Origin of the sequence: Phaeobacter sp. A36a-5a, from assembly GCF_037911135.1 — a bacterium.
In the GTDB taxonomy this organism is placed as follows: Bacteria; Pseudomonadota; Alphaproteobacteria; order Rhodobacterales; family Rhodobacteraceae; genus Phaeobacter; species Phaeobacter bryozoorum.
The window spans coordinates 1,899,019-1,924,416 of sequence record NZ_JBBLYU010000001.1 but is presented as its reverse complement, the minus strand read 5'-3'; the positions used below and the strand labels follow the sequence as shown (position 1 = coordinate 1,924,416).

Sequence of the window (25,398 nt, the reverse complement as noted above, 5' to 3'; positions counted from 1 at the left end):
CCCCGTGCTTAACTTCGGCCAGCGAGTTTTTGCGAGCCAAGGGAGGAGTTGATGGTGAAAGTCACAATGACCGTAAACGGTCGGACTGCCAGCGGAGAGGTCGAAGGGCGCACGCTGCTGTCCAGTTTCCTGCGAGAAGATCTGGGGCTGACCGGCACCCATGTCGGCTGCGACACCAGCCAATGCGGCGCCTGTGTCGTGCATGTGGATGGCAAAGCGGTGAAATCCTGCACCATGCTGGCGGCCGAAGCCGAGGGCGCAGATGTCGCCACCATCGAAGGGCAGGCTGCCCCCGATGGCACGCTCAACGTCATTCAACAGGCGTTTCAGGACCACCACGGGCTGCAATGCGGCTTCTGCACGCCGGGCATGGTGATGTCCGCAGCCGCGCTGTTGAAGGACAATCCAAAACCCAGCGAACAGGAAATCCGCGAATACCTTGAGGGCAACCTGTGCCGCTGCACCGGCTACCACAATATCGTGAAGGCGATCATGGCGGCCTCGGGTCAGGACATCTCTGCGCTGGCGGCCGAATAACGCCCGCCGCAGCTGCAAAAGGACCCACGACTGAACCACAGCATGACCAAGAGGTCTGCCTCTGCGCAGACCGTCCAGGGAGGAAATTTGGACAATGCCAAAGGATAGCGGCATCGGCGCCAGCCCGAAACGGCGCGAAGACATCAGGTTCCTGACCGGAACCGGCAATTACACGGACGACATTAATCTCAACGGCCAGGCCTATGTGCATTTCCTGCGCTCGGATGTGGCCCATGGTCGGCTGACCTCGGTCGACACCGCCGATGCAGCCGCCATGCCCGGCGTTGTGCGCATCTTCACCGGCGCGGACTTCGAAGGCGTCGGCGGGCTGCCCTGCGGCTGGCAGGTGACCGACCGCTTTGGCGAGGTGATGCAGGAACCGGCCCATCCGGTGCTGGCCCAGGGCAAGGTGCGCCATGTCGGCGATCCCATCGCCGCCGTTGTGGCCGAGACCCCGGAACAGGCGCGTGATGCCGCCGAGGCGATTGTGGTCGACATCGAAGAGCTGCCCGCCGTCATCAACATGAAAGAAGCGGTCAAGGATGGCGCCACGAAGGTGCATGATGATTTGACCTCAAACCTCTGTTATGACTGGGGATTTGTTGAGGATAACCGCGAGGCGGTGGATCAGGCGATCAAGGACGCCGCCCATGTCACCACGCTGGAGCTGGTCAACAACCGTCTGGTCGCGAACCCGATGGAGCCACGCGTGGCGGTCGGGGATTTCAACCGCGCCACCGGCGACAGCACGCTTTATACCACCTCGCAGAACCCGCATGTGATCCGTCTCCTGATGGGCGCCTTTGTGCTGGGCATCCCCGAGCATAAACTGCGCGTGGTCGCCCCGGATGTGGGCGGGGGTTTTGGTTCCAAGATCTTCCACTACGCGGAAGAGGCCTTCTGCACCTTTGCTGCCAAGGCTCTGAACCGGGCAGTGAAATGGACCTCGTCCCGGTCCGAGGCGTTTATGTCCGATGCCCATGGCCGCGATCACGTGACCAAGATCGAACTGGCGCTGGACGCGGACAACAATTTCACCGCGCTGCGCACCGAGACCTACGCCAATATGGGCGCGTATCTGTCGACCTTTGCCCCCTCGGTCCCGACCTGGCTGCATGGCACGCTGATGGCTGGCAATTATAAGACGCCGCTGATCTATGTGAATGTGAAGGCGGTGTTCACCAATACCGTTGCCGTTGACGCCTATCGCGGGGCGGGTCGGCCAGAGGCGACCTATCAGCTGGAGCGCGTCATTGATAAGGCGGCGCGTGAGCTGGGGGTTGATCCGATCGCGCTGCGCCGCCAGAACTTCATCACCGAATTCCCCTATGCCACACCGGTTGCGGTGGAATATGACACCGGCGATTACCACGCCACGATGGACAAGCTGGAAGAGATCGCCGATCTCAGCGGCTTTGCCGCGCGCCGTGCCGCCAGCGAGGCCAAGGGCAAGCTGCGGGGCCTTGGGGTGAACTGCTATATCGAGGCCTGCGGCATCGCGCCCTCGAACCTTGTCGGGCAGCTTGGCGCCCGTGCAGGCCTCTATGAGAGCGCGACCGTGCGGGTCAATGCCACCGGCGGCATCGTTGTCATGACCGGTAGCCACAGCCACGGGCAGGGGCATGAGACGTCTTTCCCCCAGGTGATCGCCGAGATGATCGGCATCCCCGAGGATATGGTCGAGATCGAACATGGCGATACCGACAAGGCACCGATGGGCATGGGCACCTATGGCTCGCGCTCGCTGGCGGTGGGGGGATCTGCGATGGTCCGTGCCACCGAGAAGATCATCGCCAAGGCGAAGAAGATCGCCGCCCATATCCTTGAGGCCTCGGACGCGGATATCGAACTGAAGGACGGCCAGTTCACCGTCGCAGGCACCGATAAGTCGCTGGCCTGGGGCGATGTGACCCTTGCGGCCTATGTGCCGCATAACTACCCGCTGGAGGATATCGAGCCTGGGCTGGAGGAAACCGCGTTCTATGATCCGGCGAATTTCACCTATCCCTCGGGCGCCTATGCCTGCGAGGTGGAGGTCGATCCGGACACCGGCAAGGTCACCATCGAAAGCTTTGCCGCGGCGGATGACTTTGGCAATATCGTCAATCCGATGATCGTCGATGGTCAGGTGCATGGCGGCATTGGTCAGGGCATCGGTCAGGCGCTGCTGGAGGCCTGTGTCTATGATGACGACGGGCAGCTGCTGTCCGCCTCCTTCATGGATTACGCCATGCCACGGGCCGATGATCTGCCGTTCTACAAGGTCGATCATTCCTGCCAGACGCCCTGTACCCACAATCCGCTGGGTGTGAAGGGCTGCGGCGAGGCCGGCGCCATCGGCACCCCGCCCTCGGTGGTCAATGCGGTGGTGGATGCGCTGCAATCCGCAGGCAAGGATGTCACCCATATCGACATGCCCCTGAGCCCTGCACGGGTCTGGGCGGCGATGAACGGCTAAGGGCTCATGGGGGCGCTGCCCCCATACCCCCGGGATATTTCTAGCCAGAAGAAGGGCCTCATGCGCTCTTTGGGAAGGAAGCGAAGATGTATGAATTTGAATTCGAGAAACCCGCAACCATCGCCGATGCGGTCAAGGCGCTGGGTGCGGAGGATGCCCAGGCTCTGGGCGGCGGGCAGACGCTGATTCCGACGCTGAAGCAGCGGCTGGCGATGCCCAGCACATTGGTGAGTCTGAGCGGGATTGCCGAGATGCGCGGTGTCTGCCCGGATGGCGATGCCATCGCCATCGGCGGCGCCACCACCCATGCCGAGGTCGAGGCGGCAACCGCCAAGAGCTATCCGGCGCTGTCGGCGCTGGCGGGCCATATCGGCGATCCGGCGGTGCGCAACCGTGGCACCATCGGTGGCTCGCTGGCCAATAACGACCCGTCCGCCTGTTATCCGGCGGCGGCCCTGGCCAGCGGCGCCACGATTGTGACCAACACCCGCGAGATTGCGGCGGATGATTATTTTCAGGGGCTGTTCACCACCGCGCTGGAGGAAGGTGAGATCATCACCAATATCCGCATGCCGGTGCCGCAGGCGGCGCATTACGAGAAATTCGTCCAGCCTGCCTCGCGCTTTGCCCTTGTGGGGGTGTTTGTGGCGCGGTTTCCTGACGGTGTGCGGGTGGCGGTCACCGGCGCCTCGGAGGAGGGCGTGTTCCGCTGGAGCGCGGCTGAGGCGGCGCTGTCGGCGAATTTCGCGCCCGCTGCGATAGAGGGGCTGAGCGTGGATGCAGAGGGCATGATCGGCGATCTGCACGGCAGCAAGGCCTATCGCGCGCATCTGGTCGGCGTGATCACCAAACGGGCGGTGGCGGCTGCGGCCTGAGCCATCAGCGCGAAACGGCAAGACGGCCCCGGCGATCTGCCGGGGCCGTTTGCTATCTGGTTGCTATCTGGGCCGGTACTGACTGCCGGCGGCTGATGATCATCAGGCGCGCAGGTAGCCGGACATCGTGTCGAGCAGCGTCTGGGTGCGCCCAGAGAGGTTGCGGATTTCCGAGGCGATGACGGCAAAGCCCTTGCCCTGATCGCCGATGCGCGCGGCCTCGATCGAGGCGTTGAAGGCAATCAGCTGAATATGACGGCCGACGGTTTCGGCGTTTTCGATGGCTTCGCGCATCCCGTCATCCCGGGCGCTGTCGCGGGCTTTCTGCGCGTCGAACATGTCTTTGGTCATGTCGATCAGAAAGGCGGAGACCTCCGGTTCGACCTTGTACAGCGCCTGCGCCGTGAGGGAGGGCATGTCGCGTACCCGCTTCAGCACCTCGGCATCCGATTTCGTGTTCAGCACCTCGGCAAAAGGGGTCAGCGCGTCGATGGATTTCTTCCGTTGCAGGCAGAGATCCTCGGGCAGTTCGTATTCGCTTTCGGCCAGCAGCTTGTCCAGGCCCTGGGTCAGCATCTGATAGGCGGCTCTGATCCGGCTCACCGACTGGTCCAGCAGGTCTTTCATCGTGTCGGGCGCGTGCTGGGTGTCTTCATTGGCCAGCACCACCAGCGCGAGAGAGGCGGCGCGGCAGGGCGCGATGGCCATGAAGGCACTGTTTTGGACGTCGCTGAGAGGCTTCAAGGGAGGCTCCATATTTGGCGGTGATTTTATTGTCGGCGGCGACCGAACGTCCTCTATCAGGTAAGCTGCGGGCGTAAATAAAACGTGACCATAAAATACATCTAAGCCGTGTGGCGCGAAAAAATATCATCGGTGCCAATGGTGCAAGCCATTGCCGCGACGACGAAAAAACCCCGCTCCGATTGGGGCGGGGTTCGAACGGTCGCGCGTGTGATCGCGGTTATTTCTGCGGCAGGGGGCCGATCATCATGATCATCTGACGGCCTTCCATCTTGGGCATGTTTTCGACCTTGCCCAGTTCCTTGATGTCTTCTGCAACACGCAGCAGCAGGTCGCGGCCCAGGTTCTGGTGGGCCATCTCGCGGCCACGGAAGCGCAGGGTGATCTTTACCTTGTCGCCGTTTTCCAGGAACTTGTACACGTTGCGCATCTTCACTTCGTAGTCGTGGGTGTCCGTATTGGGACGGAACTTCACCTCTTTGACTTCGATGATCTTCTGCTTCTTGCGTGCTTCGCTTTCCCGCTTCTGCTGTTCATATTTGAACTTGCCGTAATCCATGATCTTGCACACGGGCGGGGTGGCATTGGGCGAAATCTCGACCAGATCGAGACCGGCCTCTTCTGCCATCTGCATCGCCTTGGCGGGGTGGACCACGCCAACGTTTTCCCCCTCAGCGCCGATCAGGCGAATCTCAGGAGCACGGATTTTTTCGTTGATGCGCGGGCCGGTGTCGCGTTGCGGCGGCGCATTATGGGGTCTGCGGGCTATGACGTCTATCCTTCTGTCACTTCGGAAAAGTGCCCGGAAAGTAACGGTCCCGGGCCTGCGATTCAAGTCAATTGCGGGTATGACTGCGCATACCGCTGTTTTCAAGGTTTGTTTGCACAGAACAGCGTCATCAACGGGTTAATTCTGTCTTGCGCTGATGTCGGCAGGCCGGGGTGGGCCAGACTGGCGGTGTTTGGCCGATGGCGGCGCCTGCCATTTATTCCCCTTGTAGTTTCAGGCGCCTAGCCCCAAGTGCTAAGCCATAAGCCTTGCCATGCTGCGGGGCATATGGAGAGATAAGGAGATCCATCATGAAACCGATCGTCATTGGCCTGGGTGTGGGAGCCGTCGCATTGGGCGGATATTTCTACGTCTCCTCCATGGGGACCGATCCCGAAACCGGCGCGCCTGCGACTGAAACCGTTGTGGTGACACCGGAGGCAGAACCTGCCGGTGAGACTGCCGCAGAGGTCGCTGCCGAAATCGAGAATGATGTGGCCACCGCCGCCGAAGAGGTCGAAGGCGCTGTCGACAGCTCCGTCGATGCGGCGGCAAAGGCCGTGAGCGATGCGGCCGCAGCGGTTGCCGAGGCGACCGAGGAAACCGTGAACGAGATTGCCGAAGGTGTAACCGACACTGCCAATCAGTTGCAGGACAGCACTGCGGCTGCTGTGGATGCGGCGGGTGACGAGGCAGCGGCGGCAGGTGATGCAGTTGCCGATACGGCAGCTGCGGCAGGCCAGGCGGCAGAGGATGTTGCCAATGATGCCGCAGAATCCGCCGAGGCGGCAGGCGACAGCGTGGCGGACGCCGCCTCCGATGCCACGGCTGCGGCTGAAGAGAACGGCGAAGCCGCCAGAGACGCGCTGCTGACGCCTGCGGGCTTTGACTATGACAAGGTGATCGCGATGATCGAGGACTCCTCGATGGAGGCGACACAGAAGGCGCTGCTGGTCACCACCCTGGGTCAGGCGCGTGACAATCCGGCCCTGCTGGAAGCGACGCTGAAACGCATCAAGGACGCGCTGCCGCAGTAACGCGGGCAGATGTGCCAGACGACAAAGGCCCCCGCCAAACTCTGGCGGGGGCCTTTTTTACATCAGTGCCGTCGCTGCGGATCAGTCGAGGAAGGCTTTTTCCACCACGAAATGCGCAGGCTTGGAATTGGCGCCTTCTTCCAGACCATAGGTGTTTTCAAACAGGTCCTTCAGTTCGAGGTTGAACGCCAGGTTGCCACAGATCATCGCGCGGTCGCTTTCAGGGTTCAGCGGCGGCACGCCAAGATCGGCAAAGGCCTCGCCCGAGCGCATCAGATCGGTGATCCGGCCCATCTTGGGGCTCTCCTCGCGGGTGGTGGTCGGGTAGTATTTGATCTTCTTCCAGAAGCCTTCGCCAATCACCTCATTGAGCAGCTCATCGGTCTTCAGGCTTTCGATCAGCTCGGCGCCATAGGTCAGCTCCCCGACTTCGCGGCAGGTGTGGGTGATGATCACCTCATCGAATTTCTCATAGGTTTCCGGTTCGCGCAGCAGGCTGGCAAAGGGCGCAAAACCGGTGCCGGTGGCAAAGAACCAGATGCGTTTGCCGGGGACCAGCGCGTCATGCACCAGCGTGCCGACGGGTTTGGGGCGCAGGATAATCTCATCGCCCACCTTGATGTGCTGCAAACGCGAGGTCAGCGGGCCGTCCTGCACCTTGATCGAGTAGAATTCCATTTCCTCGTCCCAGCTGGGCGAGGCGATGGAATAGGCGCGCAGCAGCGGTTTGACCTTACCGGTCTTGGGGTCGGGATCGTTCATCAGACCGATCATCACAAACTCGCCCGAGCGGAACCGCAGGGAGGCAGGCCGGGTCACCCGGAAGGAAAACAGCCGATCCGTCCAGTGCTTGACCTCGGTCACGGTCTGGGCGTCGGGCAGGGCCGGTACGGCTTTGGCCGGTTTCGGATCGTTGGCAATGTCGGTCACAGCTTCAGTCACGGGGGTCATCTCGTTCATCGGTTGCTCTGCCGGAGGAGTAGCCGGCACCTCTGATTAGTCTTTGATACAGGTCAGGAAAACCCCCTGTTTTGCGAAACCGGCTCCGCGCAGGGCGCAAGGGAGCCGGGCCGACAGCGGGTCGTCCCATGAAGCGGAAGGGGGGTGGCTCAGCGCGCGGCGGTGCCGCGCAGGCGGGCCTGATAGTCATGCGCCTGCCAGTTGGCACGGTCGAGCCACTGGTCCTCGGGCTGGCGGGTGGCCAGATCGTCGCTGATCTCCACCTCGTCAAACCCGGAGCGCCGCGCCATCGCATATTGATCGGCCAGCACATGGCCATAGGCGCGCAGACGGCCGGTGTAGCCGGCCAGCCGCAGGCGCCGGGCAAGGGTAAAGCCCCGGCCATCGGCAAAGCTGGGGAAATGAATACGGATCATCTCCAGCCCCGGCAGCTGGTTGGACAGCGCCGAAGGGTCGGCATCAGGCTGCATCTCAATGGCGGTGTCGCTGTCAAAGCCCGCTGTCCAGCTGTCAGGGCCAAAGCCCGTATCGGTCACAATCACGCTCATCTATCAGGCTCCTGTGCGAATGAATTTGCCATCCACCACGTGGATGCCGCATTCTTCCTTGTCTTGGTTGCGCCAGCGCCCGGCCCGCGGATCTTCGCCTTCCTTGACGGGCGAGGTGCAGGGGGCGCAGCCGATTGAGGGGTAGCCCTTGGCCACCAGCGGGTGACGGGGCAATCTGTTTTCATCCATATAGGCGCGCACATCCTGCGGCGCCCAATGGGCGAGGGGGTTGATCTTCAGCCGACCGGTGGGGCCGGTGGCGGCCTCTTCCACCTCGAAGAACTCCAGCGCCGCACGGGTGCCTGCCTGGAACCGCTTGCGCCCGGTGATCCAGCCGTCAAACCCCGCCAGCGCCTTTTGCAGCGGTGCCGTCTTGCGCAGGGCGCAGCAGGCGTCGGTATCCGAGAACCGCAGCGCGCCATAGGGGTCTTTTTCGGCGATATCAGCGGCGCGGATCACCTGCACATTGCGCAGGCCCAGCCGCTCGCTCACCTCCTGCTGGTAGACCAGCGTTTCGGTGAACAACAATTCGGTATCGACAAAGACCACCGGCGTCATCGGGTCGATCACCGCCGCCATATGCAGCAGCACGACCGATTCCGCGCCAAAGCTGGAGACCAGCGCGATATGGCCCGCATCCTTCAGCGCGCCTTCCATAACCGCGGTGGCAGAATGGTGGCGAAAGCGCGCATTGAGCGCATCCACCTTTGTTGCCAGTGCCAGTTGATGCGCACTGCTGGGGCCTTGGTGTGTGTCAGTCGGTAGTGCCGCTGCATTGACCATGGTGCTAAGCAACCTTTTTCTGGGCCTCGGGGTAAAGCGCGGCCTTGAACGGATCCATGCCGACGCGACGATAGGTCTGGAGGAAGGTTTCCTCGGCGCTGTCGCGCAGAGAGAGATAGGCGGTGATCAGCCGTTCCACCGCAGGCACGATTTCATCATAGGCAAAACCGGGGCCGGTGCGGGTGCCAATGGCGGCGGTTTCTGTCGCGTCGCCACCAAGGGTGATCTGGTAGTTCTCCACCCCGGCGCGGTCGAGGCCTAGAATGCCGATGTGGCCGACATGGTGGTGACCACAGGCGTTGATGCAGCCCGAAATCTTGATCTGGAGATGACCCACCTCATGTTCCAGCTTCAGCTCTTCAAACCGGGTGGCAATCTCCTGCGCCACCGGGATCGACCGGGCAGTGGCCAGCGCGCAGTAATCCATGCCGGGGCAGGCGATGATATCGGAGATCAGCCCGACATTGGCGGTGGCCAGCCCGTGGTCCTTCAGCGCGGCGTGCAGGGCCGGCAGGTCCGATTTATGCACATGCGGCAGGATCACGTTCTGCTCATGGCTGATGCGCAGCTCGTTATAGCCGAACCGCTCTGCCAGATCGGCCATTGCCCGCATCTGCGCGGCGGTGGCGTCACCGGGGGTCTGGCCATGCGCCTTGATCGAGATGGTGACGATGGCGTGGTTGTCATCGCGGTGCTCGGCCAGATTGGTATCCGCCCAGGAGCGGAACACCGGATCGGCATCATAGGCGGCCAGATAGGTCTCCAGATTGCCGCCGCGCAGTTTGGGCGGGGTGAAATGGGCCTTGATCTCCTCCAGCAGCACTTGATCGGTGCCGTCAAAGGTCTTGCGACGCTCTTCAAACCGCTCCTCCACCATCTCGCGGATGGTGTCGATGCCGTTTTCCAGCACGGTGATCTTGATGCGGGCCTTGTATTTGTTATCGCGCCGACCCAGCAGGTTGTAGACCGCCAGCACGGATTCCAGATAGGGCAGCAGATCGGCCTGCGGCAGGTAATCGCGGATCACCTTGCCAATCAGCGGCGTACGGCCAAGGCCGCCGCCCACGATCACCTCAAACCCGGCAACGCCGTCGCGTTCGACCATGCGCAGACCGATGTCATGCGCGCGGGTCACGGCGCGGTCGTTGGAGCTGCCGGTGATGGCGATCTTGAACTTGCGGCCCAGGAACTGGAATTCCGGGTGGTCGGTGGACCACTGGCGGATCAGCTCGGCATAGGGGCGGGGGTCGGTCAGCTCATCCTTGGCGGCGGCGGCGAAATGATCCGAGGTCACATTGCGGATGGTATTGCCGGAGGTCTGGATCGCGTGCAGGCCAACCTCGGCCAGCGCGTCCAGCATATCGGGCACATCGCGCAGCTTGGGCCAGTTGTACTGGATGTTCTGACGGGTGGTGAAATGGCCATAGCCCTTGTCCCACTTCTCCGCCAGCAGCGCGAGGGTGCGCATCTGGTCAGAGTTCAGCGTGCCATAGGGGATCGCCACCCGCAGCATATAGGCGTGCAATTGCAGATAGAGACCATTCATCAGGCGCAGCGGCTTGAACTCATCCTCGGTGAGAGAACCGTCAATGCGGCGCTCCACCTGGGCGCGGAACTGGGCGTTGCGTTCGGCGAGGAACGCGGTGTCGAAATCGTTGTACTTATACATTTGCTGCGGCCTCCTGCTTGCCGTGGCGATAGTTGGATGGGCCGGTGCGGCGGAAATCTTCACGGAAATGGGTGGGTTCGGGGCCGTCAGCCCCCGCTTTTGCATCGGTCAGGTAGATGCCCACCACATGCTGCGCGTCTTTTTCCGCTTCGAGCAGGCGCAGCTGGGCTTCGGCCTCATCTTCGATCAGCTCGGCCTCTTTCAGCTCGCGGCTCCAGCCGTTGGTGTCGGTGAAATAGATCACGTCGCCCTCAAGCAGGTCGTTGGCGGTGATGATTTTCGGGGTAAAGGGGCGGGGCATCAGGCAAGCTCCATTTTCAAATCTGTCAGGGCCTGGGCGCTGGCGCGCGGGGCAAGGCCGAGGAATGTCAGCGCCGGGCCGGTCAGTTCGGCGGCGGCAAGATCGGTGGGCAGGCGGTCCAGCGTGGTTTCGATCACCCGCTGATTGGCGCGCGAGGCATTTTCGACAATGGTCATCGGCGTGGCGCGGTCGGCACCGTGCATGATCAGGCGGCCCTGCACGAAACGCGCGGATTTCTTGCCCATGTAGATGGCGGCAACCTCACCCGGACGGGCGAGAGCGGCCCAGTCGTGATCGGCAAAGCCCTTCATGTCGTGGCCGGTCAGAAACCGCACCGAGGCATTGCGCCCGCGCTGCGTCAGGCTCTGGCCGATGGAGGCCACGGCCGCGGAGGCGGCGGTAATACCCGGCAGGATCTGATAGGCGACGCCGGCAGCCTCGCAGGCGGTGAGTTCCTCATCGAGACGACCATAGACGGTGGGATCGCCGGATTTCAGGCGCAGCACCTTCTTGCCCGCGCGGGCATGGGCCACCATGCGGGCGCAGATTTCTTCCTGGCTCACCTGCGGGCCGAACCCCTCCTTGCCGACGTCTTCCAGCTGGGCCTGCGGACCTGCAAGGGCCATGATCTCGGCGCTGACCAGACGGTCAAAGAGGATCACATCCGCCTGCAACAGCGCGCGCGCCACCTTCAGCGTCAGGAGGTCAGGATCGCCGGGGCCGGAGCCGGCAAAGGCGACCTCGCCAGCCACCAGCGACGTCGCGGCGACGGAGCCACAGGCCTGCGCGGGCTTCGGCAGCGGCGCAGGGGGCGTTCTGGTGTCTGGACCGGTCATCTGGGGCCTCGTCTGGTTTGTTTGACTTACCCCTGAATATAGGAAATATTCCCCCTTATCCGCTATATGGCGCGGCAAATAAGGAAGATTGTTCCAGCTGGCGGCAGATGCAGGCGGGTTGATCCCCAAACAAGGAGAAAACAGGAATGACAGTGCGGATCGACGGCACGGACCGGAAAATTCTGGCGGAGCTGCAACGCGATGCGGGCCAGTCGCTGGATGAAATCGCCCGCCGAGTGGGCAGTTCCAAGACGCCGGTGTGGAATCGCATTCGCAAGCTGCGCGAGGCGGGCGTCATCGGGCGGCAGACCATGGTGCTGGATGCCGAGGCGCTGGGGTTTGAGGCCTGTTTCTTTGTGCTGATCCGCACCTCGGCCCATGAGGCGGAGTGGCAGGCGAAGTTCCTGAAGGCGCTGCAGGATCGCCCGGAGGTGCAGGAGGCGCACCGGCTGGCCGGGGATATCGACTATATCCTGAAGGTGCGGGTGAAGAACGCCCGTGCCTATGACAACTTCTATCAGGCGCTGATTTCCGAGGTACGGGTGCATAATGTCACGGCCCTGCTGTCGATGGAGGAGATCAAATCCACCACCCTGCTGCCGCTCGAAGCCATCGCAGAAGAATAAGCGCGGTTGTCAGATGGTGGCAAAGGAAAGGGGGCGCTGCCCCCTTTTTCGTGTCCCACGCCTGCGGCGCAGGTCACATCCCCCGGAGTATTTCTGGAAAGATGACGGGGCGGCGGGGCAGCCAGTCTGGACGCTGGGCTTGCGCAGCGGGGGCGCTCCGGCAATGGTGAGGCATTTGCAGTTGAGTTGACTTGATCATGGCCATTTCCCCATCCTCCGCGGCACCTGTGGGTGCGGTGACGGCGCGCCTGCTGTTTCTGCTGCTGTTGTTCTGCGGCACGATCTGCACCGCCATGATTGTGCCCTTCATGAGCTATTTTCTGGTCAGGGGGTTGGGGTATGAGCCCTGGATCATCAGCGTTTATGCCGGGATGGCGATCAGCCTCACCTTGGTGGCCAACCGGCAGTTTGCCCGCCGCATCGATGCCGGCGCGCGGGTGTTTCCCTTGATCGGACTGGCCGCGGCGGGGTTTGTGTTTGCGGCGGGATCGCTGGCGCTGCTGCCCGCGCTCTGGGTGGTGCTGACGGCGGGTGTTATAGGGTTCGGGATCAGTTCCAGCGCGGTGTCGACCATGTTCAGCCTCGGCGGCAGTCTGGCCGAGCGTCACAAGGTAGAGCGGGTGCGGTTCAATGCGCATATGCGGGCCACGACTTCAACGGCCTGGATGATCGGCCCGGCTGTCACGTTTCTGATTGCGGATGGGATTGGTCTTCGGGCGGTGTTTGTGATGGCTGTTGCGGTGTCGATGGTCTGGATCTCTTTGTGGTGGTTTACGCTGCCCCGTGACATCACCGCGATGCCGGGCCGTGCGCCCGCGCAGGACAGCGCCGGCCAGACCGCAGTGGCGCCGCAGGGTTTGTGGCTGGCGGCCGGCTTTGTGTTCTGCCTGTCGAGCGCGCATTCGCTGACGTTTTCCGCCTTGCCGATCTTTTACGTCGAAGAGGTGGGGCTGCCCGGCTATGCGCCGGGGTTTGCCTTTAGCATCAAGACCTTTGTCGAGGTGATTGCGATCTTCTCCACCCCTTGGGTGATTGCGCGCATCGGCATGTGGCGGGCGCTGCTGGTGGTCACCGGGCTGGCGGTTGTGACGATCCAGCTGCTGGCGGCGGTGCAGAGCTTTCCGCAGATGCTGGCGGGGGCGGCGCTGGAGGGGCTGTATTACGGGTTCTATGCCAGCCTTGGCATCAGCTATGTGCAATCCTTTGCGCCTGACACACCCGCCCGCGCGACGGCGATCTACTGGAATACACTGATGGTGAGCGGGGTGATGGCGGGTCCGGCTGTGGGGCTGATTGCGCAGGCCTATGATTTTCAGACCGTGATCCGCTGTGCGTCGGCTGTGGCTGTTGTCGCTGCTGCGGTGCTGATCTTTGGACGGCCGCGAAGCCCAGCCTGAGGGGGGCGGTGGTGTTGTGGCAGGCCGCGCCGGCCCGCCACGTTTGGGGATCAGACCTGAACCATCAGGCCTGTCAGCCCGTGGAAATGGTAGGTGTTGTTATACTCCGGCGCGGCGGCCAGTTTCAGGTCCGGGCAACGCTCGAACAGGATCGGCAGGGCGATCTGCATCTCCATCCGCGCCAGCGGTGCGCCGACGCAGAAATGCAGCCCTGCGCCAAAGGAGGTGTTCACCTTCGCCGGGCGCGTGGGATCGAAGCGCTCGGGATCCTCCAGCATTTCGGGGTCGCGGTTGGCCGCCGCCAGCAGCAGCGCCACCTCATCGCCGCGCTGGAAGCTATGGCCGAACATCTCGACCTCCTCATAGGCGTAGCGGGTGAACATATGCAGCGGCGGGTCATAGCGCAGGATTTCCTCAACCAGACCTTCTATGCCGTCGGGAGCAAGCCAGCTTGTGTCCCAGCCCTGTTGCAGCATGGTTTTCACACCATTGCCCAGCGAATGCACCGTGGCCTCATGGCCTGCGTTCAGCAGCAGGATACAGGTGCCGATCAGCTCATCGGTGGAGAGGCTTTCGCCGTCTTCCTCGGCCTGGATGAGGCGGGTGATCAGATCCTCGCCCGGGGTCTTGCGGCGTTCGTCCACATAGGCGGTGAGGAAGTCGATGAATTCCTGGCTGGCCTTCGCGGCGGCATGTTCGGTCTCGACCGTCTTGGAGGCCTGATACATGGCGACCATCTTGTGCGACCAGTCCAGGAGCTGCGGCGCCATATCCTCGGGCACGCCCAGCAGGCGGCAGATCGCGATCACCGGGACCTGGGTGCAATAGGTGGACAGGAGGTCAAAGGGCGCGTCCTGAGGGAAGGCGTCGATCAGCTCGTGGCAGAGGGTTTCGAGACCGGGCGCCAGCGCCTTGATCTCGCGGCTGGTGAAGGCGCGCAAGACAAGGCGGCGCAGGCGGGTGTGGCGGGGTGGCTCTGCATCCAGGAGCGAATGCGCCTCGACCTGCAGGAAGGGGGCGAGATGGGCGGGGCTTTCGCGCGCCATCTCCGGGGGGATCTCGCGGCCAAAGCGGCGGTCGCGCAGCAGGGTATGAACAGCCGGGTGCGAGAAGGCCGCAACCATTTTGTAGTCCTGCCAGTAATGCAGATGTCCGCTCGCGCGGGCCTCGGCGTAAAAACCGTAGGGGGATTGGACAAAATCGGGGTCGGTGGGGGATTGGGTCAATGTCTTCATCTGCGCAGCTTTTGCCAAGGCGGCTGGTCAATGCAAGGGGGGCTTTGCTACTGTGCGGCCAATGACGCAGTTTCACGCACATCGCTGGATCATTCTGGCGCTTCTTCTGGGGGCGGTGACGGCTGTGGCAACGGGTGTCTACCGGCTGGGCTATCGCCAAGCGCTTGATTCGCTTGCCGAACGCAGTGCAGCGGATCTGGCGCTGGCCTCGGACCGGGTGACCACGCAATTGCAGGTCTATCAGGAGCTCGCCGTGCTGATGGCCGATCACCCGACGCTGAAGCAGCTGGACCGCGCCGAGGCACGGGCGGCGGCGCAGGGGCTGCTGCGGGAGGTGGCGGACAAGACGGCGGCGCTGGATGTGTTCTTTGTCGACCGGGCGGGGCGGGTGGTGGTCGCTGCTGAGGGAGTGATGGGGCGCGATGTGACCCAGAGCCGCTACTTCCACCGTGCGATGCAGGGGGCGCTGGGCACCGGATATGATGTGCTGCAACCGGATGGGCGGCGGGCCTATGTCTATGCGGCCCCTGATTTCGACGGCGATGGCCGGGTGCGCGGTGCCTTGGTGGTGGTGGCTGATGTCGAGGATGTTGAGCAGACCTGGCGTGGCTCGCTGCCGGCAGTGTTTTTCACCAACCGGGGCGGTGAAGTTTTTATCGCCAACCGGCGGGAGCTGTTGTTCTGGCAGCGCAGCACCGACGGGCCGGGGTTGTCGCCGCCCGATGGGCGACAGGTGGCGCTTCGGTCCTGGCTCGAGGGGCCGCATGAGATCTGGGATCTGCGCTGGTCGCCCTATCTGCCGGAGCGGGCGCTGCATCAGGCGGTGAACCTGCCGCAGATCGGCATGGTGGGGGAGATCCTGGTGGATGTGGCCCCGGCGCAGCGTCTGGCAGGATTGCAGGCGGCGGCGATGGCGGCGATCGTGCTGGCGCTGGGCACGATGCTGGCGCTGGCGCTGGAACGGCGGCGCACACTGGCGGAGGCCAATGCGGCGCTGGAAAGCCGGGTCGAGGCGCGCACGCGGGCGCTGTCGGCCACCAATATGCGGCTGACCCGCGAGGTGCAGGAACGTCAGGAGGCGGAGGCGGCGCTGAAACGCGCGCAGGAGGAGCTGGTGCAGGCGGGCAAGCTGTCGGCGCTGGGGCAGATGTCGGCGGGGATCAGCCATGAGCTGAACCAGCCGCTGATGGCGATCCAGCAATATGCCGAGAACGGCGAGGCTTTTGTAGCGCGCGGCAAGCCGGAACGGGCGGGCGAGAACCTGGGCCGGATTGCGCAGATGGCCGGTCGGATGGCGCGGATCATCAAGAACCTGCGTGCCTTTGCCCGCAACGAAAACGAACCGATGGGCCGGGTCGATCTGGTGCAGGTGATCAATACCGCCGCCGAGCTGACGGAGCAGCGGCTGCGGCAGGATGGGGTGGCGCTGGTCTGGCAGCCGCCTGCGGAGCCGGTCTTTGCCTGGGGCGGCGAGGTGCGGTTGTCGCAGGTGTTTGTGAACCTGATCAACAATGCCGCCGATGCGATGCTGGATCAGGAGCGCCGCGAGATCAGGATGGCGATTGAAACCCGCGGCGGGGATGCTGCCGCGCGGCTGGCGGTGACGGTGCGCGATATCGGTCCGGGGCTGAAGGAACCCGAGAAGATCTTTGAGCCATTTTATTCCACCAAGGCGGTTGGCAGCGCCGATGGCATGGGGCTGGGTCTGTCGATCTCTTACGGGCTGGTGCAGAGCTTTGGCGGCGATATCCGGGGCGTCAACACCGGCGATGGCGCCGAATTCACGGTGGAGCTGGACCGCTGGCGTGCGCAGGCAGGTGCCGAGCCGCAACAACAGGATGAGGTGGCATGACCAATCGTGTCTTGGTGGTGGACGATGATGCGGCGGTGCGGGCGGCGCTTGGCCAGACGCTGGAGCTGGCGGAGTGTGACGCGATCACGGTGGGATCCTTTGTGGCGGCCAAGGATCTGATCACGCCCGATTTTGACGGGGTGATCCTGTCGGATATGCGGATGCCGGGACGCGACGGGTTTCACCTGTTGCGCTATGTGCGCGAGGTGGACAGTGATCTGCCGGTGATCCTGCTGACCGGCGAAGGTGACATCCCGATGGCGGTGCAGGCGATGGCGGAGGGGGCGTTTGATTTCCTCGAAAAACCCTGCGCCACTGCGGATCTGATGACGGTGGTGCGCCGGGCGCTGAAGACGCGGGCATTGGTGCGGGAGAACCGCGCACTGAAGTCGCGGCTGGAAAGCGGCGATGCGGCGGCGCGGATGATCTTTGGCACCTCGGCGCAGGTGGCGGAGCTGCGCGCCCGTGCCCGCGCGGTGGCGGCCACCGGGGCCGAAGTGCTGGTGACCGGTGCACCGGGTGGCGGGATCTCCAAGGTGGCGGAGGTCATTCACCTGATGTCGCCGCGTGGTCAGGGCGCCTTTGTGAAACGCCCGGCGGCGGGGCTGACCCCTGATGGGTTTGCGGATCTGTGCCGCGAGGCGGCGGGCGGATCGCTTTACCTGGATGAAATCGCCGCCCTGCCGAAAGAGACGCAATATGCCATGCTGGAGGCGCTGGAACAGCGAGTGGAGGCGCGGGTTCTGGTTGGGACTGTCGCGGATCTGGCCGAGGAGGTGACGCGTGGCGGATTTCTGGCGGATCTGTTCTATCGGCTGGACGTGATGCGGGTGCGCATTCCGGCGCTGTCGGAGCGGCCCGAGGATATCCCGGTGCTGTTCAGCCATTACGTGGCGCAGGCGGCAGAGCAGGCGGGCATTGCCGTACCGGATATTCCACCGGACCATCTGGCGGCGCTGATGGCGCAGGATTGGCCGGGCAATGCGCGATCGCTGATGTCGGCGGCCATGCGTTTTGTCCTCGGCATGCCGGAGGAGGCGGCGCAATCGGCGGAACTGGGGCTGGCCGAGCAGCTGGCGCAGGTGGAGCGGTCCTTGCTCATAGCAGCGCTGGGCCGGCAGAACGGCCATGCCTCTGCCGCGGCCAAAGCCCTGAAGCTGCCGCGCAAGACGTTTTATGACAAGCTGGCGCGCTATGGCATCCGGCCTGAGGACTATCGCCGCTGAGCGCGGTCTGCTGTGTCTTTCGCTGTTTCTCGCCACGCCTGATCGGGCGGCGAGGGCAGTGAATGGCGGCGCCGCCGGATGGCCCCTAAGGGCGCATGGGCGGAGGGGGATGGGCGCGGGTGTCAGCCGGGGCCCATGTCCGTCAACCATGGCTGTCTGGACGCCTGCACCCTGCATGCTGCGGGGCGCGGGCCGGTCTCCTGCCGGGGCATGTGCCAGATGCCCCGGATCGGTGGACCGTGTGTCAGACGGCCCGGATGTCGCGACCGGCCCAATGTGACAGCTGCGGGTTAATCAAACGCGGGCAGGGCGCACGGCGCCTGTGCAACGCCCCGGCGCCGCTGGCTCTGCCCGGTGCGGGCGTCGGATTTGAGTATTTATGGAAAGATGACGGGCGCTGATTCCCAAGACCGCATCCCGGGCCGCGTCTCTCGCACGCGCAGAATGTGCGGAAATCCGCACAGCAGGGCCGCCTCCCTGTGCGGGAATTCGCACAACCATGGTGGTGTCGCTGAGAGGTGACCTGAGATTGGTTCGGTAAGCATTTGTTATAAATTCATAAATTTCCAGTCTCGTGACGCTGTAACAAAGGCTTGAGCGGAGCGGCCAGCGCCGTGATGCTGCCGTCGGGGTCTTTGCTGTTGCAAAGGCCAAGGAGATATTCTGGGAGGAAAGACATGAAATTTGTAACTGCTGCTGCCACCGCCGTGGCGCTGACCATGAGTGCCGGTGCCGCCATGGCGGCCTGTGAGGAAGGCGAAATCGTCGTCAAGTTCAGCCATGTGACCAATACCGACAAGCACCCCAAGGGGATTGCCGCCTCGCTGCTGGAAAAGCGCATCAACGAAGAGATGAACGGCACCATGTGTCTGGAGGTCTATCCGAACTCCACGCTTTACAATGACAACAAGGTGCTGGAAGCGATGCTGCAGGGCGACGTGCAGCTGGCCGCGCCAAGCCTGTCGAAATTCGAGAAATTCACCAAGCAGTTCCGCCTGTTCGACCTGCCGTTCATGTTCAAGAACATCGACGCGGTTGATGCTTTCCAGGCCTCTGACAATGGTCAGGCGATGCTGGATTCGATGCAGCGCCGCGGTCTGCAGGGGCTGGCCTATTGGCACAATGGCATGAAGCAGATGTCGGCCAACAAGCCGCTGATCGCGCCGTCGGATGCCAATGGGCTGAAATTCCGCGTGCAGTCTTCGGACGTGCTGGTGGCGCAGATGGAAGCGATCGGTGGCAGCCCGCAGAAAATGGCCTTCTCCGAAGTTTACGGCGCGCTGCAGCAGGGTGTTGTGGACGGGCAAGAGAACACCTGGTCCAACATCTACGGCAAGAAGTTCTTTGAGGTGCAGGACGGTGTGACCGAGACCAACCACGGCGCGCTGGACTATCTGGTGGTGACTTCTGTTGACTGGCTCGACAGCCTGGAGCCTGCTGTCCGTGAGCAGTTCCTGACCATCCTTGGCGAGGTCACGGCAACGCGGAACTCCGAATCCACCAAGGTGAACGCCGAAGCGCGTCAGGCGATCATTGATGCCGGTGGCGTGGTGCGTGAGCTGACGCCCGAGCAGCGCGCGGCCTGGGTCGAGGCGATGAAGCCGGTCTGGGAGAAATTCGCAGGCGACGTTGGTCAGGACATGATCGACGCGGCACAGTCGATCAACGCAGGCATGTAAAGGCCACAGGCTGAAGATCCGGGGCTGGCGCGACTGACGCGCCGCCCCAATTTGCACGGTGCGCCATCCGCGCCGGTATCCCATTATCCAAACATCGAGGGAGAGCGATATGGCGGGGGCAAAACCTGGCCCGACCGGGCTTATCAATACACTCGAAGAGACACTGATTGCGCTGCTGCTGGGGCTGATGACCCTGATCACATTTGCCAATGTGGTGGCACGATTTGTGTTCAATTCCAATATTCTCTGGGCGCTGGAGCTGACGGTGTTCCTGTTTGCCTGGCTGGTGCTCTTGGGCGCATCCTATGCGGTGAAGGTCCATGCCCATCTGGGGGTTGATGCGATCCTCAACATGGTGTCGGCGCCGGCGCGCCGGGTGATCGGGCTGATCTCGGTCGGCTGCTGCCTGGTGTTTTCGCTGCTGCTGCTGAAGGGCGCCTATGACTACTGGGCGGTGTTTGCCGATCTGCCGCCCACCTCCGGGCGCTGGTTTCCCACCGGTTTTGACATGTCAGCGCGCAGCCAGAGCTTCTACGAGGTGCAGGATGTGCCGATGGTGGCGGTGTTCGGATTTCTCGAAGAGCTGATCAACTACGGCGACTCTTACGAGAAACTGCCCAAAGTGGTGCCCTATGTGGTGCTGCCGCTGTCGATGCTGCTGATGTTGCTGCGCTTTGGTCAAGCGGCGGTGCAGATCCTGCGCGGCGATGTCGATCGTCTGGTGGCCAGCCATGAGGTCGAAGATGAAATTGCCGAGGTTCAGGCGCAGCGCGGGGAGCACGACTGATGGATGTCGTCCTATTGTTTTCCATGGTCATCGGCCTATTGCTGATCGGGGTTCCGATCGCGGTGGCGCTTGGCCTCAGCTCGACGCTGTTCCTGCTGATCTATTCCGACAGCTCGCTGGCGTCGGTTGCGGGCACGCTTTTTGAAGCCTTCGAGGGGCATTTCACGCTGCTGGCGATCCCCTTCTTCATCCTCGCGTCAAGCTTCATGACCACCGGCGGCGTGGCGCGGCGGATCATCCGGTTCTCGATCGCCTGTGTCGGTCATCTGCCGGGTGGTCTGGCGATTGCCGGCGTCTTTGCCTGTATGCTGTTTGCGGCCCTGTCCGGGTCGTCACCGGCCACCGTGGTGGCCATCGGATCCATTGTGATCGCCGGGATGCGTCAGGTCGGCTACAGCAAGGAGTTCGCGGCTGGTGTCATCTGTAACGCGGGCACGCTGGGCATCCTGATCCCGCCGTCGATTGTGATGGTGGTTTATGCGGCGGCGGTTGAGGTCTCGGTGGGGCGGATGTTCCTGGCGGGCGTCATTCCGGGCCTGATGGCCGGGTTCATGCTGATGGTGACCATCTATGTGATGGCCAAGGTGAAGAACCTGCCCAAGGGCGAATGGCTGGGCTGGGGGGAAGTTGCAGCCTCGGCGGCCAATGCCTCGGTTGGTCTGCTGCTGATCGGGATAATCCTGGGCGGCATCTATGGCGGGATTTTCACCCCGACAGAGGCAGCGGCTGTGGCGTCGGTCTATGCCTTCTTTGTCGCGACCTTTGTCTACCGCGACATGGGGCCGCTGAAAACGGCGCCAAAACCGAAGGATCTGGGGCAGTTTGTGACCATGCTGCCCAAGATGCTGGGGCAGACCGTGGTCTATTTCATCCCGTCCTTCTTTCACGCCGATACGCGCCATGCCCTGTTTGAGGCAGGCAAGCTGACGGTGACGCTGTTGTTTGTGATTGCCAATGCGCTGATCCTCAAACATGTGCTGACCGATGAGCAGGTGCCGCAGCAGATTGCCACCGCGATGCTGTCGGCCGGCTTTGGTCCGGTGATGTTCCTGATCGTGGTCAATGTGATCCTGCTGATCGGTGGTCAGTTCATGGAGCCGTCGGGGCTGTTGGTGATTGTGGCGCCGCTGGTGTTCCCGATAGCGATTGAACTGGGGATCGACCCCATTCATCTGGGCATCATCATGGTGGTCAACATGGAGATCGGCATGATCACCCCGCCGGTTGGTCTGAACCTCTTTGTGACCTCCGGGGTTGCGGGGATGCCGATGATGGCGGTGGTGCGGGCGGCGCTGCCGTTCCTGGCGGTGCTCTTCGTGTTCCTGATCATGATCACCTATATCCCGTGGATATCGACGGTGCTGCCCAATGCGGTGATGGGGCCGGAGATCATAACAAAGTAGCGCTGCGGCGCATCCCCCCGCATATGAAAAGGCCCGGGAGAGTGTCCCGGGCCTTTTTCTGTCTGGCGTTATGTCAGGGGCTTTGCCCCTCTGCGCTGGCGCGCATTCACCCCAGAGTATTTTGCGAAAGGTGAAAAGCGGGCACGGGGCGATGTCATCTTTCCCCAAATACTCCCGCCGGAGGCCGCGCCGTCAGGCGCGTTCAGTCGCTGGCGTCGAGAGCCGCGACAATGGGGGCGAAATCCGCAGCCTTCAGGCTGGCGCCGCCGACCAGCGCGCCGTCGACATGGGCCACCGCGAAGATCTCCTTGGCATTGCTGGATTTTACCGAGCCGCCGTAGAGCAGTCGGATGGCATTGGCGGTTTCACCGCCGAAGCGTTTGACGAGGCTTGCGCGCAGGTCGTTGTGCACCTCTGCGATCTGTTCGACCGTGGGCACTTTGCCGGTGCCAATAGCCCAGACCGGTTCATAGGCGACCACCACACTCGTGCCGCTGGTGTCGTCCGGCAGCGAGCCTGCCAGCTGGGCGCGAACCACCTCCAGCGTCTTGCCGGCCTCGCGCTGGTCCTGCGTTTCGCCGACGCAGATGATGGCGGTGAGTCCCGCTGCAATGGCGGTCCTGGCCTTGGCGCGGACCATGTCATCGGTCTCGCCGTGATTGGCACGCCGTTCGGAATGGCCGAGAATCACCGCGCTCGCCCCGGCGTCATGCAGCATTTCGGCGCTGAGGTCGCCGGTATGGGCACCGTAGGTCGCGCTATGGCAATCCTGGGCGCCGATGTCGACCTTGCTGTCGACGCAGACATTGGCTGCCCGGTAGAGCAGCGTTGCCGGGGGGCAAATCACCACTTCGGCTTTGGCCGACTTGCAGCTATAGGCCAGATTGCCCAGCTCGGTCAGCGCACTTGCGGTGCCGTTCATTTTCCAGTTGCCTGCGACCATCTTGCGACGCATCTGCGTATCTCCCTCAAAATCGGTGCTGCCTTCATGCCCCTGATGGGGGACAGCTTGCTGCTTGGCCTGTCCTAGCATTGTTCGGATTGGGGAACAATTCGCCTGTTCGCATGGAGCCTGTGGCCTGCACATGTTGAACAATACCGAAGTTGCGCGCCAAGGCTGCGAAAAACGGCAATGGGGCGTCTATTTTTTCAGGCTGCACGTCTGGGTTGTGATTTGCATCTGCCCCAGTCCATCGGGGCTGGCAGGTCAGCCTGCGGGCATATCCTTGAAGCTGATTGATTCCCCGCAGCCGCAGGCCTCGGAGACATTGGGGTTGTTGAATTTGAACCCGGCCTCCAGCAGCGAGACCTCATAGTCGATTTCGGTGCCGAACAGGAACATCTGCGCCATCGGTGCAATCAGCACACGGGCGCCATCCTGTTCGACCACCTCATCGTTGGGATCGGGGGTGTCGACATATTCCATCGTATATTCCATGCCGGCGCAGCCGCCCTTTTTCACGCCGATGCGCAGGCCGGAATGGCCGCCCTTGTCCATCAGCTTGGCGATCTGGGCCGCTGCCTTGTCGGTGATGGTCACCGCTTGTTTGCCGGGAATGCCGAACATCTCTGTCTCCACTATCGAGCGTTACCTCCAATTTAGGGGGGCGATGGCGCAGGCTCAAGGGGGGAGGGGTCAAAGCCCCATGCAATTGGCATAATAGGTGACTGTTGCGGGCCAGTCGGAGAATACGCCGACAACACCCACATCCTGAGCCAGCACATCAAGGACCTGGTAGACGGCCGCATCCGAGGTCACCGCATCCGAGATCGACTGGAAATACCATCCGCCGCCGCTGGTCAGCGGACCGGAGCGTTCCAGCGTCCAGGTGATGATGTTCAGATCGGCCTCCTGCGCGGCCCGTGCATAGGCGGAGGGCACGATCCGGTCGCCATCAAGCGTCAGCAGCATCCAGATCGGTGGGGCGATGTAATTGAGGCCCATCTGCTTCAGCTCCTGCATCGAGGGTCGGAAGGTTGCGGGATCCATCGGATCAATCTGCCCCTCATCGGCGTCATGGCGGGCAAAGCGGTCGTCGAGATAGACCGCCTGACGGCCGAACTCCGGCGTATGGGTGAGCCAGTATTTGATATCGCTGAGGTCAAAGCTCTGCACCCAGACATCCGCCGCAGGGATGCCGGCGGCGACATAGGCGTCGATCAGTTTCTGCGCATAGGCTTCCTGTGTCATCCCGTTGAAGGGCATGGCGACGGCGGGCGCCTTAAGTTCGGGCGTGAAACGGGCGCCCAGCTCGCGGAACAGGGCGATGCTGTCGGCATGGCTGAGCAGTGTTGCCTCGCCCTGATGCAGATTGCTGCGCCAGGGGGCCAGACCGCCCTGAAAGGCCTTGGCGCTGGTGGCGGTGGCGTCGCTGCTGTCCATCTTTGGCTGCAGGGTCATCAGCTCTTCCAGCGTCAGATCGCTGGTGCGGCATTCGGCGGTGGCGGGGGTTTCGGCACTGGCCGGGGTAAAGGGCTGGGTGCAGCGCTCGGCGAGGGGGCTGGTGAGGATATCGGTGGTGGTGTGCAGATCGTTCTGCGAATGGCGGCAGACCAGTTCCAGGTCTTTGGTAAAGGTCACGTCGCATTCCAGGATCCCGGCGCCCATGGAGGCGGCGGCGCGGTTGCCCTCAACCGTGTGTTCGGGAAACATCAGTGGCGCGCCGCGGTGTGCGATGGAGAACTCGGTGGCATGCGGGGTCTGCGCGGCGCAGGATTGCAGCTTCGTTTTCAGCGGGCCTTCGGGCAGGGCTGCGACCAGATACGCGGGGCGCGGGCCGTAGCTGAGGCTCATCGCCTCGGGCGCGGTGTCGGCAAGGGCGGGGCTGGTCAGGGCAGGGCCGGTCAGGAGCGGTGCGGCAAGGGCAAGTGCGATCAGCGACGTCGGGCAGGCGAAGATGCGGGGCAAAATATGGAACTCCAAATTGGGTGCGCGCGCCCGCGGGTGGTGTTGCGCGCTGCCGGGGCAGCTGTCGCGGAGGATCGGGCGGCTGCGGCTGAGGTGCCGCCAATAATAAGGCCGATATTACGGGGGGATGCGCCCTCGGGGCAAGGGGGCGGGCAGGGGGAGGCGCATTTATCCTGCGTTATGATCGCGCCACGGGACGGCCACGGGGCGTCGGGTCGGGCGTCGGGGCGGTCGGCAATGGCGGCAGGGAGTGCAGCCTCGCGGCGGATATGACAAACGCGGCAGGCCAGAAGCGCTGCCGCGTTGCGGATGGTCGGTGCGGACGCAACGATGGGCGAGCGCGGGATCAGGCCAGATCGTTCCTGCGTGGGCTCACATGAAGCCCAGTTCGAGGCGGGCCTCATCGGACATCATGTCCATGCCCCAGGGCGGCTCCCAGGTGAGTTCGACATCGACGCTCTTGACGCCGGGCACCGGCGAGACGGCATCCACGATCCAGCCCGGCATCTCGCCAGCCACGGGACAGCCGGGGGCGGTCAGGGTCATGATGATCTTCACGTCATTCTCGGCAGAGATGTCGATCGTGTAGATCAGGCCCAGCTCGTAGATATTGACCGGGATCTCGGGGTCATAGACGGACCGGCAAGCGTCCACCACAGGCTCGTACAGCTCGTGGCTGACAGAGGAGGGGGCGATCAGCGGTGTGCCTTCCAGCGGTTCGGATGCGTTGGTCATTCGGGCCTCGGTTCGTTTCCTGACTGTTTATAT

General features: G+C 63.0%; 24 protein-coding genes. 11 read left to right on the top strand and 13 right to left on the bottom strand.

Features of this window, described 5'->3' with window-relative positions; all coding sequences use genetic code 11:
* The first annotated feature begins 51 nt into the window (after positions 1 to 51).
* The 3 genes from WLQ66_RS08950 to WLQ66_RS08940 all read left to right on the top strand — a co-directional run bounded on the left by WLQ66_RS08950 (position 52) and on the right by WLQ66_RS08940 (position 3,870).
* On the top strand, positions 52 to 537 hold the full coding sequence (locus WLQ66_RS08950) for a (2Fe-2S)-binding protein (protein WP_340545972.1): 486 nt from the start codon (positions 52 to 54) through the stop codon (positions 535 to 537).
* Between the two features lie 94 nt (positions 538 to 631).
* Positions 632 to 2,995 (top strand): xanthine dehydrogenase family protein molybdopterin-binding subunit, encoded by a 2,364-nt coding sequence (locus WLQ66_RS08945; protein WP_340545971.1) that lies wholly within the window; start codon positions 632 to 634, stop codon positions 2,993 to 2,995.
* Positions 2,996 to 3,081: 86 nt separating this feature from the next.
* Positions 3,082 to 3,870 (top strand): FAD binding domain-containing protein, encoded by a 789-nt coding sequence (locus tag WLQ66_RS08940; RefSeq protein ID WP_340545970.1) that lies wholly within the window; start codon positions 3,082 to 3,084, stop codon positions 3,868 to 3,870.
* A 102-nt stretch (positions 3,871 to 3,972) separates the two neighbouring features.
* On the opposite strand, the gene WLQ66_RS08935 is transcribed toward WLQ66_RS08940, so the two are convergent.
* Together WLQ66_RS08935 and infC are read right to left on the bottom strand one after the other, a co-directional pair.
* The gene (locus WLQ66_RS08935; protein WP_340545969.1) at positions 3,973 to 4,614 is read right to left on the bottom strand and encodes a methyl-accepting chemotaxis protein; all 642 of its coding nucleotides are present in this window, start codon (positions 4,612 to 4,614) and stop codon (positions 3,973 to 3,975) included.
* A 220-nt stretch (positions 4,615 to 4,834) separates the two neighbouring features.
* Positions 4,835 to 5,488 carry a translation initiation factor IF-3 gene (gene infC, locus WLQ66_RS08930; protein ID WP_340545968.1) on the bottom strand — a complete coding sequence of 218 codons (654 nt, stop codon included), beginning with the start codon at positions 5,486 to 5,488 and terminating at the stop codon, positions 4,835 to 4,837.
* Positions 5,489 to 5,694: 206 nt separating this feature from the next.
* Here infC and WLQ66_RS08925 point away from each other — a divergent pair, with 206 nt between their 5' ends.
* Positions 5,695 to 6,420: a hypothetical protein gene (locus WLQ66_RS08925; RefSeq protein WP_340545967.1), complete on the top strand. Its 726-nt coding sequence runs from the start codon at positions 5,695 to 5,697 to the stop codon at positions 6,418 to 6,420.
* Between the two features lie 81 nt (positions 6,421 to 6,501).
* Here the strand turns inward: WLQ66_RS08925 and WLQ66_RS08920 are convergent, their stop codons facing one another.
* From WLQ66_RS08920 to cobA, 6 genes are all read right to left on the bottom strand, one after another.
* Positions 6,502 to 7,380 carry a ferredoxin--NADP reductase gene (locus tag WLQ66_RS08920; RefSeq protein WP_340545966.1) on the bottom strand — a complete coding sequence of 293 codons (879 nt, stop codon included), beginning with the start codon at positions 7,378 to 7,380 and terminating at the stop codon, positions 6,502 to 6,504.
* A gap of 149 nt (positions 7,381 to 7,529) precedes the next feature.
* A complete protein-coding gene (locus WLQ66_RS08915; RefSeq protein WP_340545965.1) occupies positions 7,530 to 7,928 on the bottom strand; it encodes a DUF934 domain-containing protein in 399 nt (132 codons plus the stop codon).
* A gap of 3 nt (positions 7,929 to 7,931) precedes the next feature.
* Positions 7,932 to 8,711, bottom strand: coding sequence for a phosphoadenylyl-sulfate reductase (locus WLQ66_RS08910; RefSeq protein WP_340545964.1), 780 nt, complete (start codon positions 8,709 to 8,711; stop codon positions 7,932 to 7,934).
* A 4-nt stretch (positions 8,712 to 8,715) separates the two neighbouring features.
* Positions 8,716 to 10,380, bottom strand: a complete 1,665-nt coding sequence (locus WLQ66_RS08905; RefSeq protein WP_340545963.1) for a nitrite/sulfite reductase — start codon at positions 10,378 to 10,380, stop codon at positions 8,716 to 8,718.
* A complete protein-coding gene (locus tag WLQ66_RS08900) occupies positions 10,373 to 10,681 on the bottom strand; it encodes a DUF2849 domain-containing protein (RefSeq protein WP_260081637.1) in 309 nt (102 codons plus the stop codon). Before WLQ66_RS08900 ends, WLQ66_RS08905 begins: the two co-directional genes overlap by 8 nt.
* A complete protein-coding gene (gene cobA / locus WLQ66_RS08895; protein ID WP_340545962.1) occupies positions 10,681 to 11,517 on the bottom strand; it encodes a uroporphyrinogen-III C-methyltransferase in 837 nt (278 codons plus the stop codon). The genes WLQ66_RS08900 and cobA overlap by 1 nt, the downstream gene beginning before the upstream one ends.
* Before the next feature lie 146 nt (positions 11,518 to 11,663).
* Here cobA and WLQ66_RS08890 point away from each other — a divergent pair, with 146 nt between their 5' ends.
* Together WLQ66_RS08890 and WLQ66_RS08885 are read left to right on the top strand one after the other, a co-directional pair.
* A complete protein-coding gene (locus WLQ66_RS08890; protein ID WP_340545961.1) occupies positions 11,664 to 12,143 on the top strand; it encodes an Lrp/AsnC family transcriptional regulator in 480 nt (159 codons plus the stop codon).
* 197 nt (positions 12,144 to 12,340) lie between these two features.
* Positions 12,341 to 13,540 carry an MFS transporter gene (locus tag WLQ66_RS08885; protein ID WP_340545960.1) on the top strand — a complete coding sequence of 400 codons (1,200 nt, stop codon included), beginning with the start codon at positions 12,341 to 12,343 and terminating at the stop codon, positions 13,538 to 13,540.
* Positions 13,541 to 13,590: 50 nt separating this feature from the next.
* Here WLQ66_RS08885 and WLQ66_RS08880 read toward each other — a convergent pair whose 3' ends face one another.
* Positions 13,591 to 14,775, bottom strand: coding sequence for a cytochrome P450 (locus WLQ66_RS08880; protein ID WP_340545959.1), 1,185 nt, complete (start codon positions 14,773 to 14,775; stop codon positions 13,591 to 13,593).
* Positions 14,776 to 14,836: 61 nt separating this feature from the next.
* Between WLQ66_RS08880 and WLQ66_RS08875 the strand changes: the two genes are divergently transcribed.
* The 5 genes from WLQ66_RS08875 (at position 14,837) to WLQ66_RS08855 (ending at position 21,722) form a co-directional block, all read left to right on the top strand.
* Entirely contained in the window at positions 14,837 to 16,627 is a 1,791-nt protein-coding gene (locus WLQ66_RS08875; protein WP_340545958.1) for a sensor histidine kinase, read from the top strand.
* A complete protein-coding gene (locus tag WLQ66_RS08870) occupies positions 16,624 to 17,853 on the top strand; it encodes a sigma-54-dependent transcriptional regulator (RefSeq protein WP_340545957.1) in 1,230 nt (409 codons plus the stop codon). Before WLQ66_RS08875 ends, WLQ66_RS08870 begins: the two co-directional genes overlap by 4 nt.
* Positions 17,854 to 18,530: 677 nt before the next feature.
* The gene (locus tag WLQ66_RS08865; protein ID WP_340545956.1) at positions 18,531 to 19,532 is read left to right on the top strand and encodes a DctP family TRAP transporter solute-binding subunit; all 1,002 of its coding nucleotides are present in this window, start codon (positions 18,531 to 18,533) and stop codon (positions 19,530 to 19,532) included.
* A gap of 109 nt (positions 19,533 to 19,641) precedes the next feature.
* On the top strand, positions 19,642 to 20,319 hold the full coding sequence (locus WLQ66_RS08860) for a TRAP transporter small permease (protein WP_340545955.1): 678 nt from the start codon (positions 19,642 to 19,644) through the stop codon (positions 20,317 to 20,319).
* Positions 20,319 to 21,722 carry a TRAP transporter large permease gene (locus tag WLQ66_RS08855; RefSeq protein WP_340545954.1) on the top strand — a complete coding sequence of 468 codons (1,404 nt, stop codon included), beginning with the start codon at positions 20,319 to 20,321 and terminating at the stop codon, positions 21,720 to 21,722. The genes WLQ66_RS08860 and WLQ66_RS08855 overlap by 1 nt, the downstream gene beginning before the upstream one ends.
* Before the next feature lie 202 nt (positions 21,723 to 21,924).
* Here WLQ66_RS08855 and tpiA read toward each other — a convergent pair whose 3' ends face one another.
* The 4 genes from tpiA to WLQ66_RS08835 form a co-directional block, all read right to left on the bottom strand.
* Positions 21,925 to 22,677 (bottom strand): triose-phosphate isomerase, encoded by a 753-nt coding sequence (gene tpiA, locus WLQ66_RS08850; RefSeq protein ID WP_340545953.1) that lies wholly within the window; start codon positions 22,675 to 22,677, stop codon positions 21,925 to 21,927.
* Positions 22,678 to 22,929: 252 nt separating this feature from the next.
* Positions 22,930 to 23,289: a HesB/IscA family protein gene (locus tag WLQ66_RS08845; RefSeq protein WP_340545952.1), complete on the bottom strand. Its 360-nt coding sequence runs from the start codon at positions 23,287 to 23,289 to the stop codon at positions 22,930 to 22,932.
* Positions 23,290 to 23,358: 69 nt separating this feature from the next.
* A complete protein-coding gene (locus tag WLQ66_RS08840) occupies positions 23,359 to 24,630 on the bottom strand; it encodes a glycerophosphodiester phosphodiesterase family protein (protein WP_374015589.1) in 1,272 nt (423 codons plus the stop codon).
* Positions 24,631 to 25,002: 372 nt separating this feature from the next.
* Positions 25,003 to 25,365, bottom strand: a complete 363-nt coding sequence (locus WLQ66_RS08835) for an SUF system Fe-S cluster assembly protein (RefSeq protein ID WP_340545951.1) — start codon at positions 25,363 to 25,365, stop codon at positions 25,003 to 25,005.
* Between the last annotated feature and the right edge of the window lie 33 nt (positions 25,366 to 25,398).

Bases quoted from the DNA above. Each gene is read 5' to 3' on its own strand.
- WLQ66_RS08950 (WP_340545972.1), top strand. From the start codon at position 52: ATGGTGAAAGTCACAATGACCGTAAACGGTCGGACTGCCAGCGGAGAG.
- WLQ66_RS08945 (WP_340545971.1), top strand. From the start codon at position 632: ATGCCAAAGGATAGCGGCATCGGCGCCAGCCCGAAACGGCGCGAAGAC.
- WLQ66_RS08940 (WP_340545970.1), top strand. From the start codon at position 3,082: ATGTATGAATTTGAATTCGAGAAACCCGCAACCATCGCCGATGCGGTC.
- WLQ66_RS08925 (WP_340545967.1), top strand. From the start codon at position 5,695: ATGAAACCGATCGTCATTGGCCTGGGTGTGGGAGCCGTCGCATTGGGC.
- WLQ66_RS08920 (WP_340545966.1), bottom strand. From the start codon at position 7,380: ATGAACGAGATGACCCCCGTGACTGAAGCTGTGACCGACATTGCCAAC.
- WLQ66_RS08915 (WP_340545965.1), bottom strand. From the start codon at position 7,928: ATGAGCGTGATTGTGACCGATACGGGCTTTGGCCCTGACAGCTGGACA.
- WLQ66_RS08910 (WP_340545964.1), bottom strand. From the start codon at position 8,711: ATGGTCAATGCAGCGGCACTACCGACTGACACACACCAAGGCCCCAGC.
- WLQ66_RS08905 (WP_340545963.1), bottom strand. From the start codon at position 10,380: ATGTATAAGTACAACGATTTCGACACCGCGTTCCTCGCCGAACGCAAC.
- WLQ66_RS08900 (WP_260081637.1), bottom strand. From the start codon at position 10,681: ATGCCCCGCCCCTTTACCCCGAAAATCATCACCGCCAACGACCTGCTT.
- cobA (WP_340545962.1), bottom strand. From the start codon at position 11,517: ATGACCGGTCCAGACACCAGAACGCCCCCTGCGCCGCTGCCGAAGCCC.
- WLQ66_RS08890 (WP_340545961.1), top strand. From the start codon at position 11,664: ATGACAGTGCGGATCGACGGCACGGACCGGAAAATTCTGGCGGAGCTG.
- WLQ66_RS08885 (WP_340545960.1), top strand. From the start codon at position 12,341: ATGGCCATTTCCCCATCCTCCGCGGCACCTGTGGGTGCGGTGACGGCG.
- WLQ66_RS08880 (WP_340545959.1), bottom strand. From the start codon at position 14,775: ATGAAGACATTGACCCAATCCCCCACCGACCCCGATTTTGTCCAATCC.
- WLQ66_RS08875 (WP_340545958.1), top strand. From the start codon at position 14,837: ATGACGCAGTTTCACGCACATCGCTGGATCATTCTGGCGCTTCTTCTG.
- WLQ66_RS08870 (WP_340545957.1), top strand. From the start codon at position 16,624: ATGACCAATCGTGTCTTGGTGGTGGACGATGATGCGGCGGTGCGGGCG.
- WLQ66_RS08865 (WP_340545956.1), top strand. From the start codon at position 18,531: ATGAAATTTGTAACTGCTGCTGCCACCGCCGTGGCGCTGACCATGAGT.
- WLQ66_RS08860 (WP_340545955.1), top strand. From the start codon at position 19,642: ATGGCGGGGGCAAAACCTGGCCCGACCGGGCTTATCAATACACTCGAA.
- WLQ66_RS08855 (WP_340545954.1), top strand. From the start codon at position 20,319: ATGGATGTCGTCCTATTGTTTTCCATGGTCATCGGCCTATTGCTGATC.
- tpiA (WP_340545953.1), bottom strand. From the start codon at position 22,677: ATGCGTCGCAAGATGGTCGCAGGCAACTGGAAAATGAACGGCACCGCA.
- WLQ66_RS08845 (WP_340545952.1), bottom strand. From the start codon at position 23,289: ATGTTCGGCATTCCCGGCAAACAAGCGGTGACCATCACCGACAAGGCA.
- WLQ66_RS08835 (WP_340545951.1), bottom strand. From the start codon at position 25,365: ATGACCAACGCATCCGAACCGCTGGAAGGCACACCGCTGATCGCCCCC.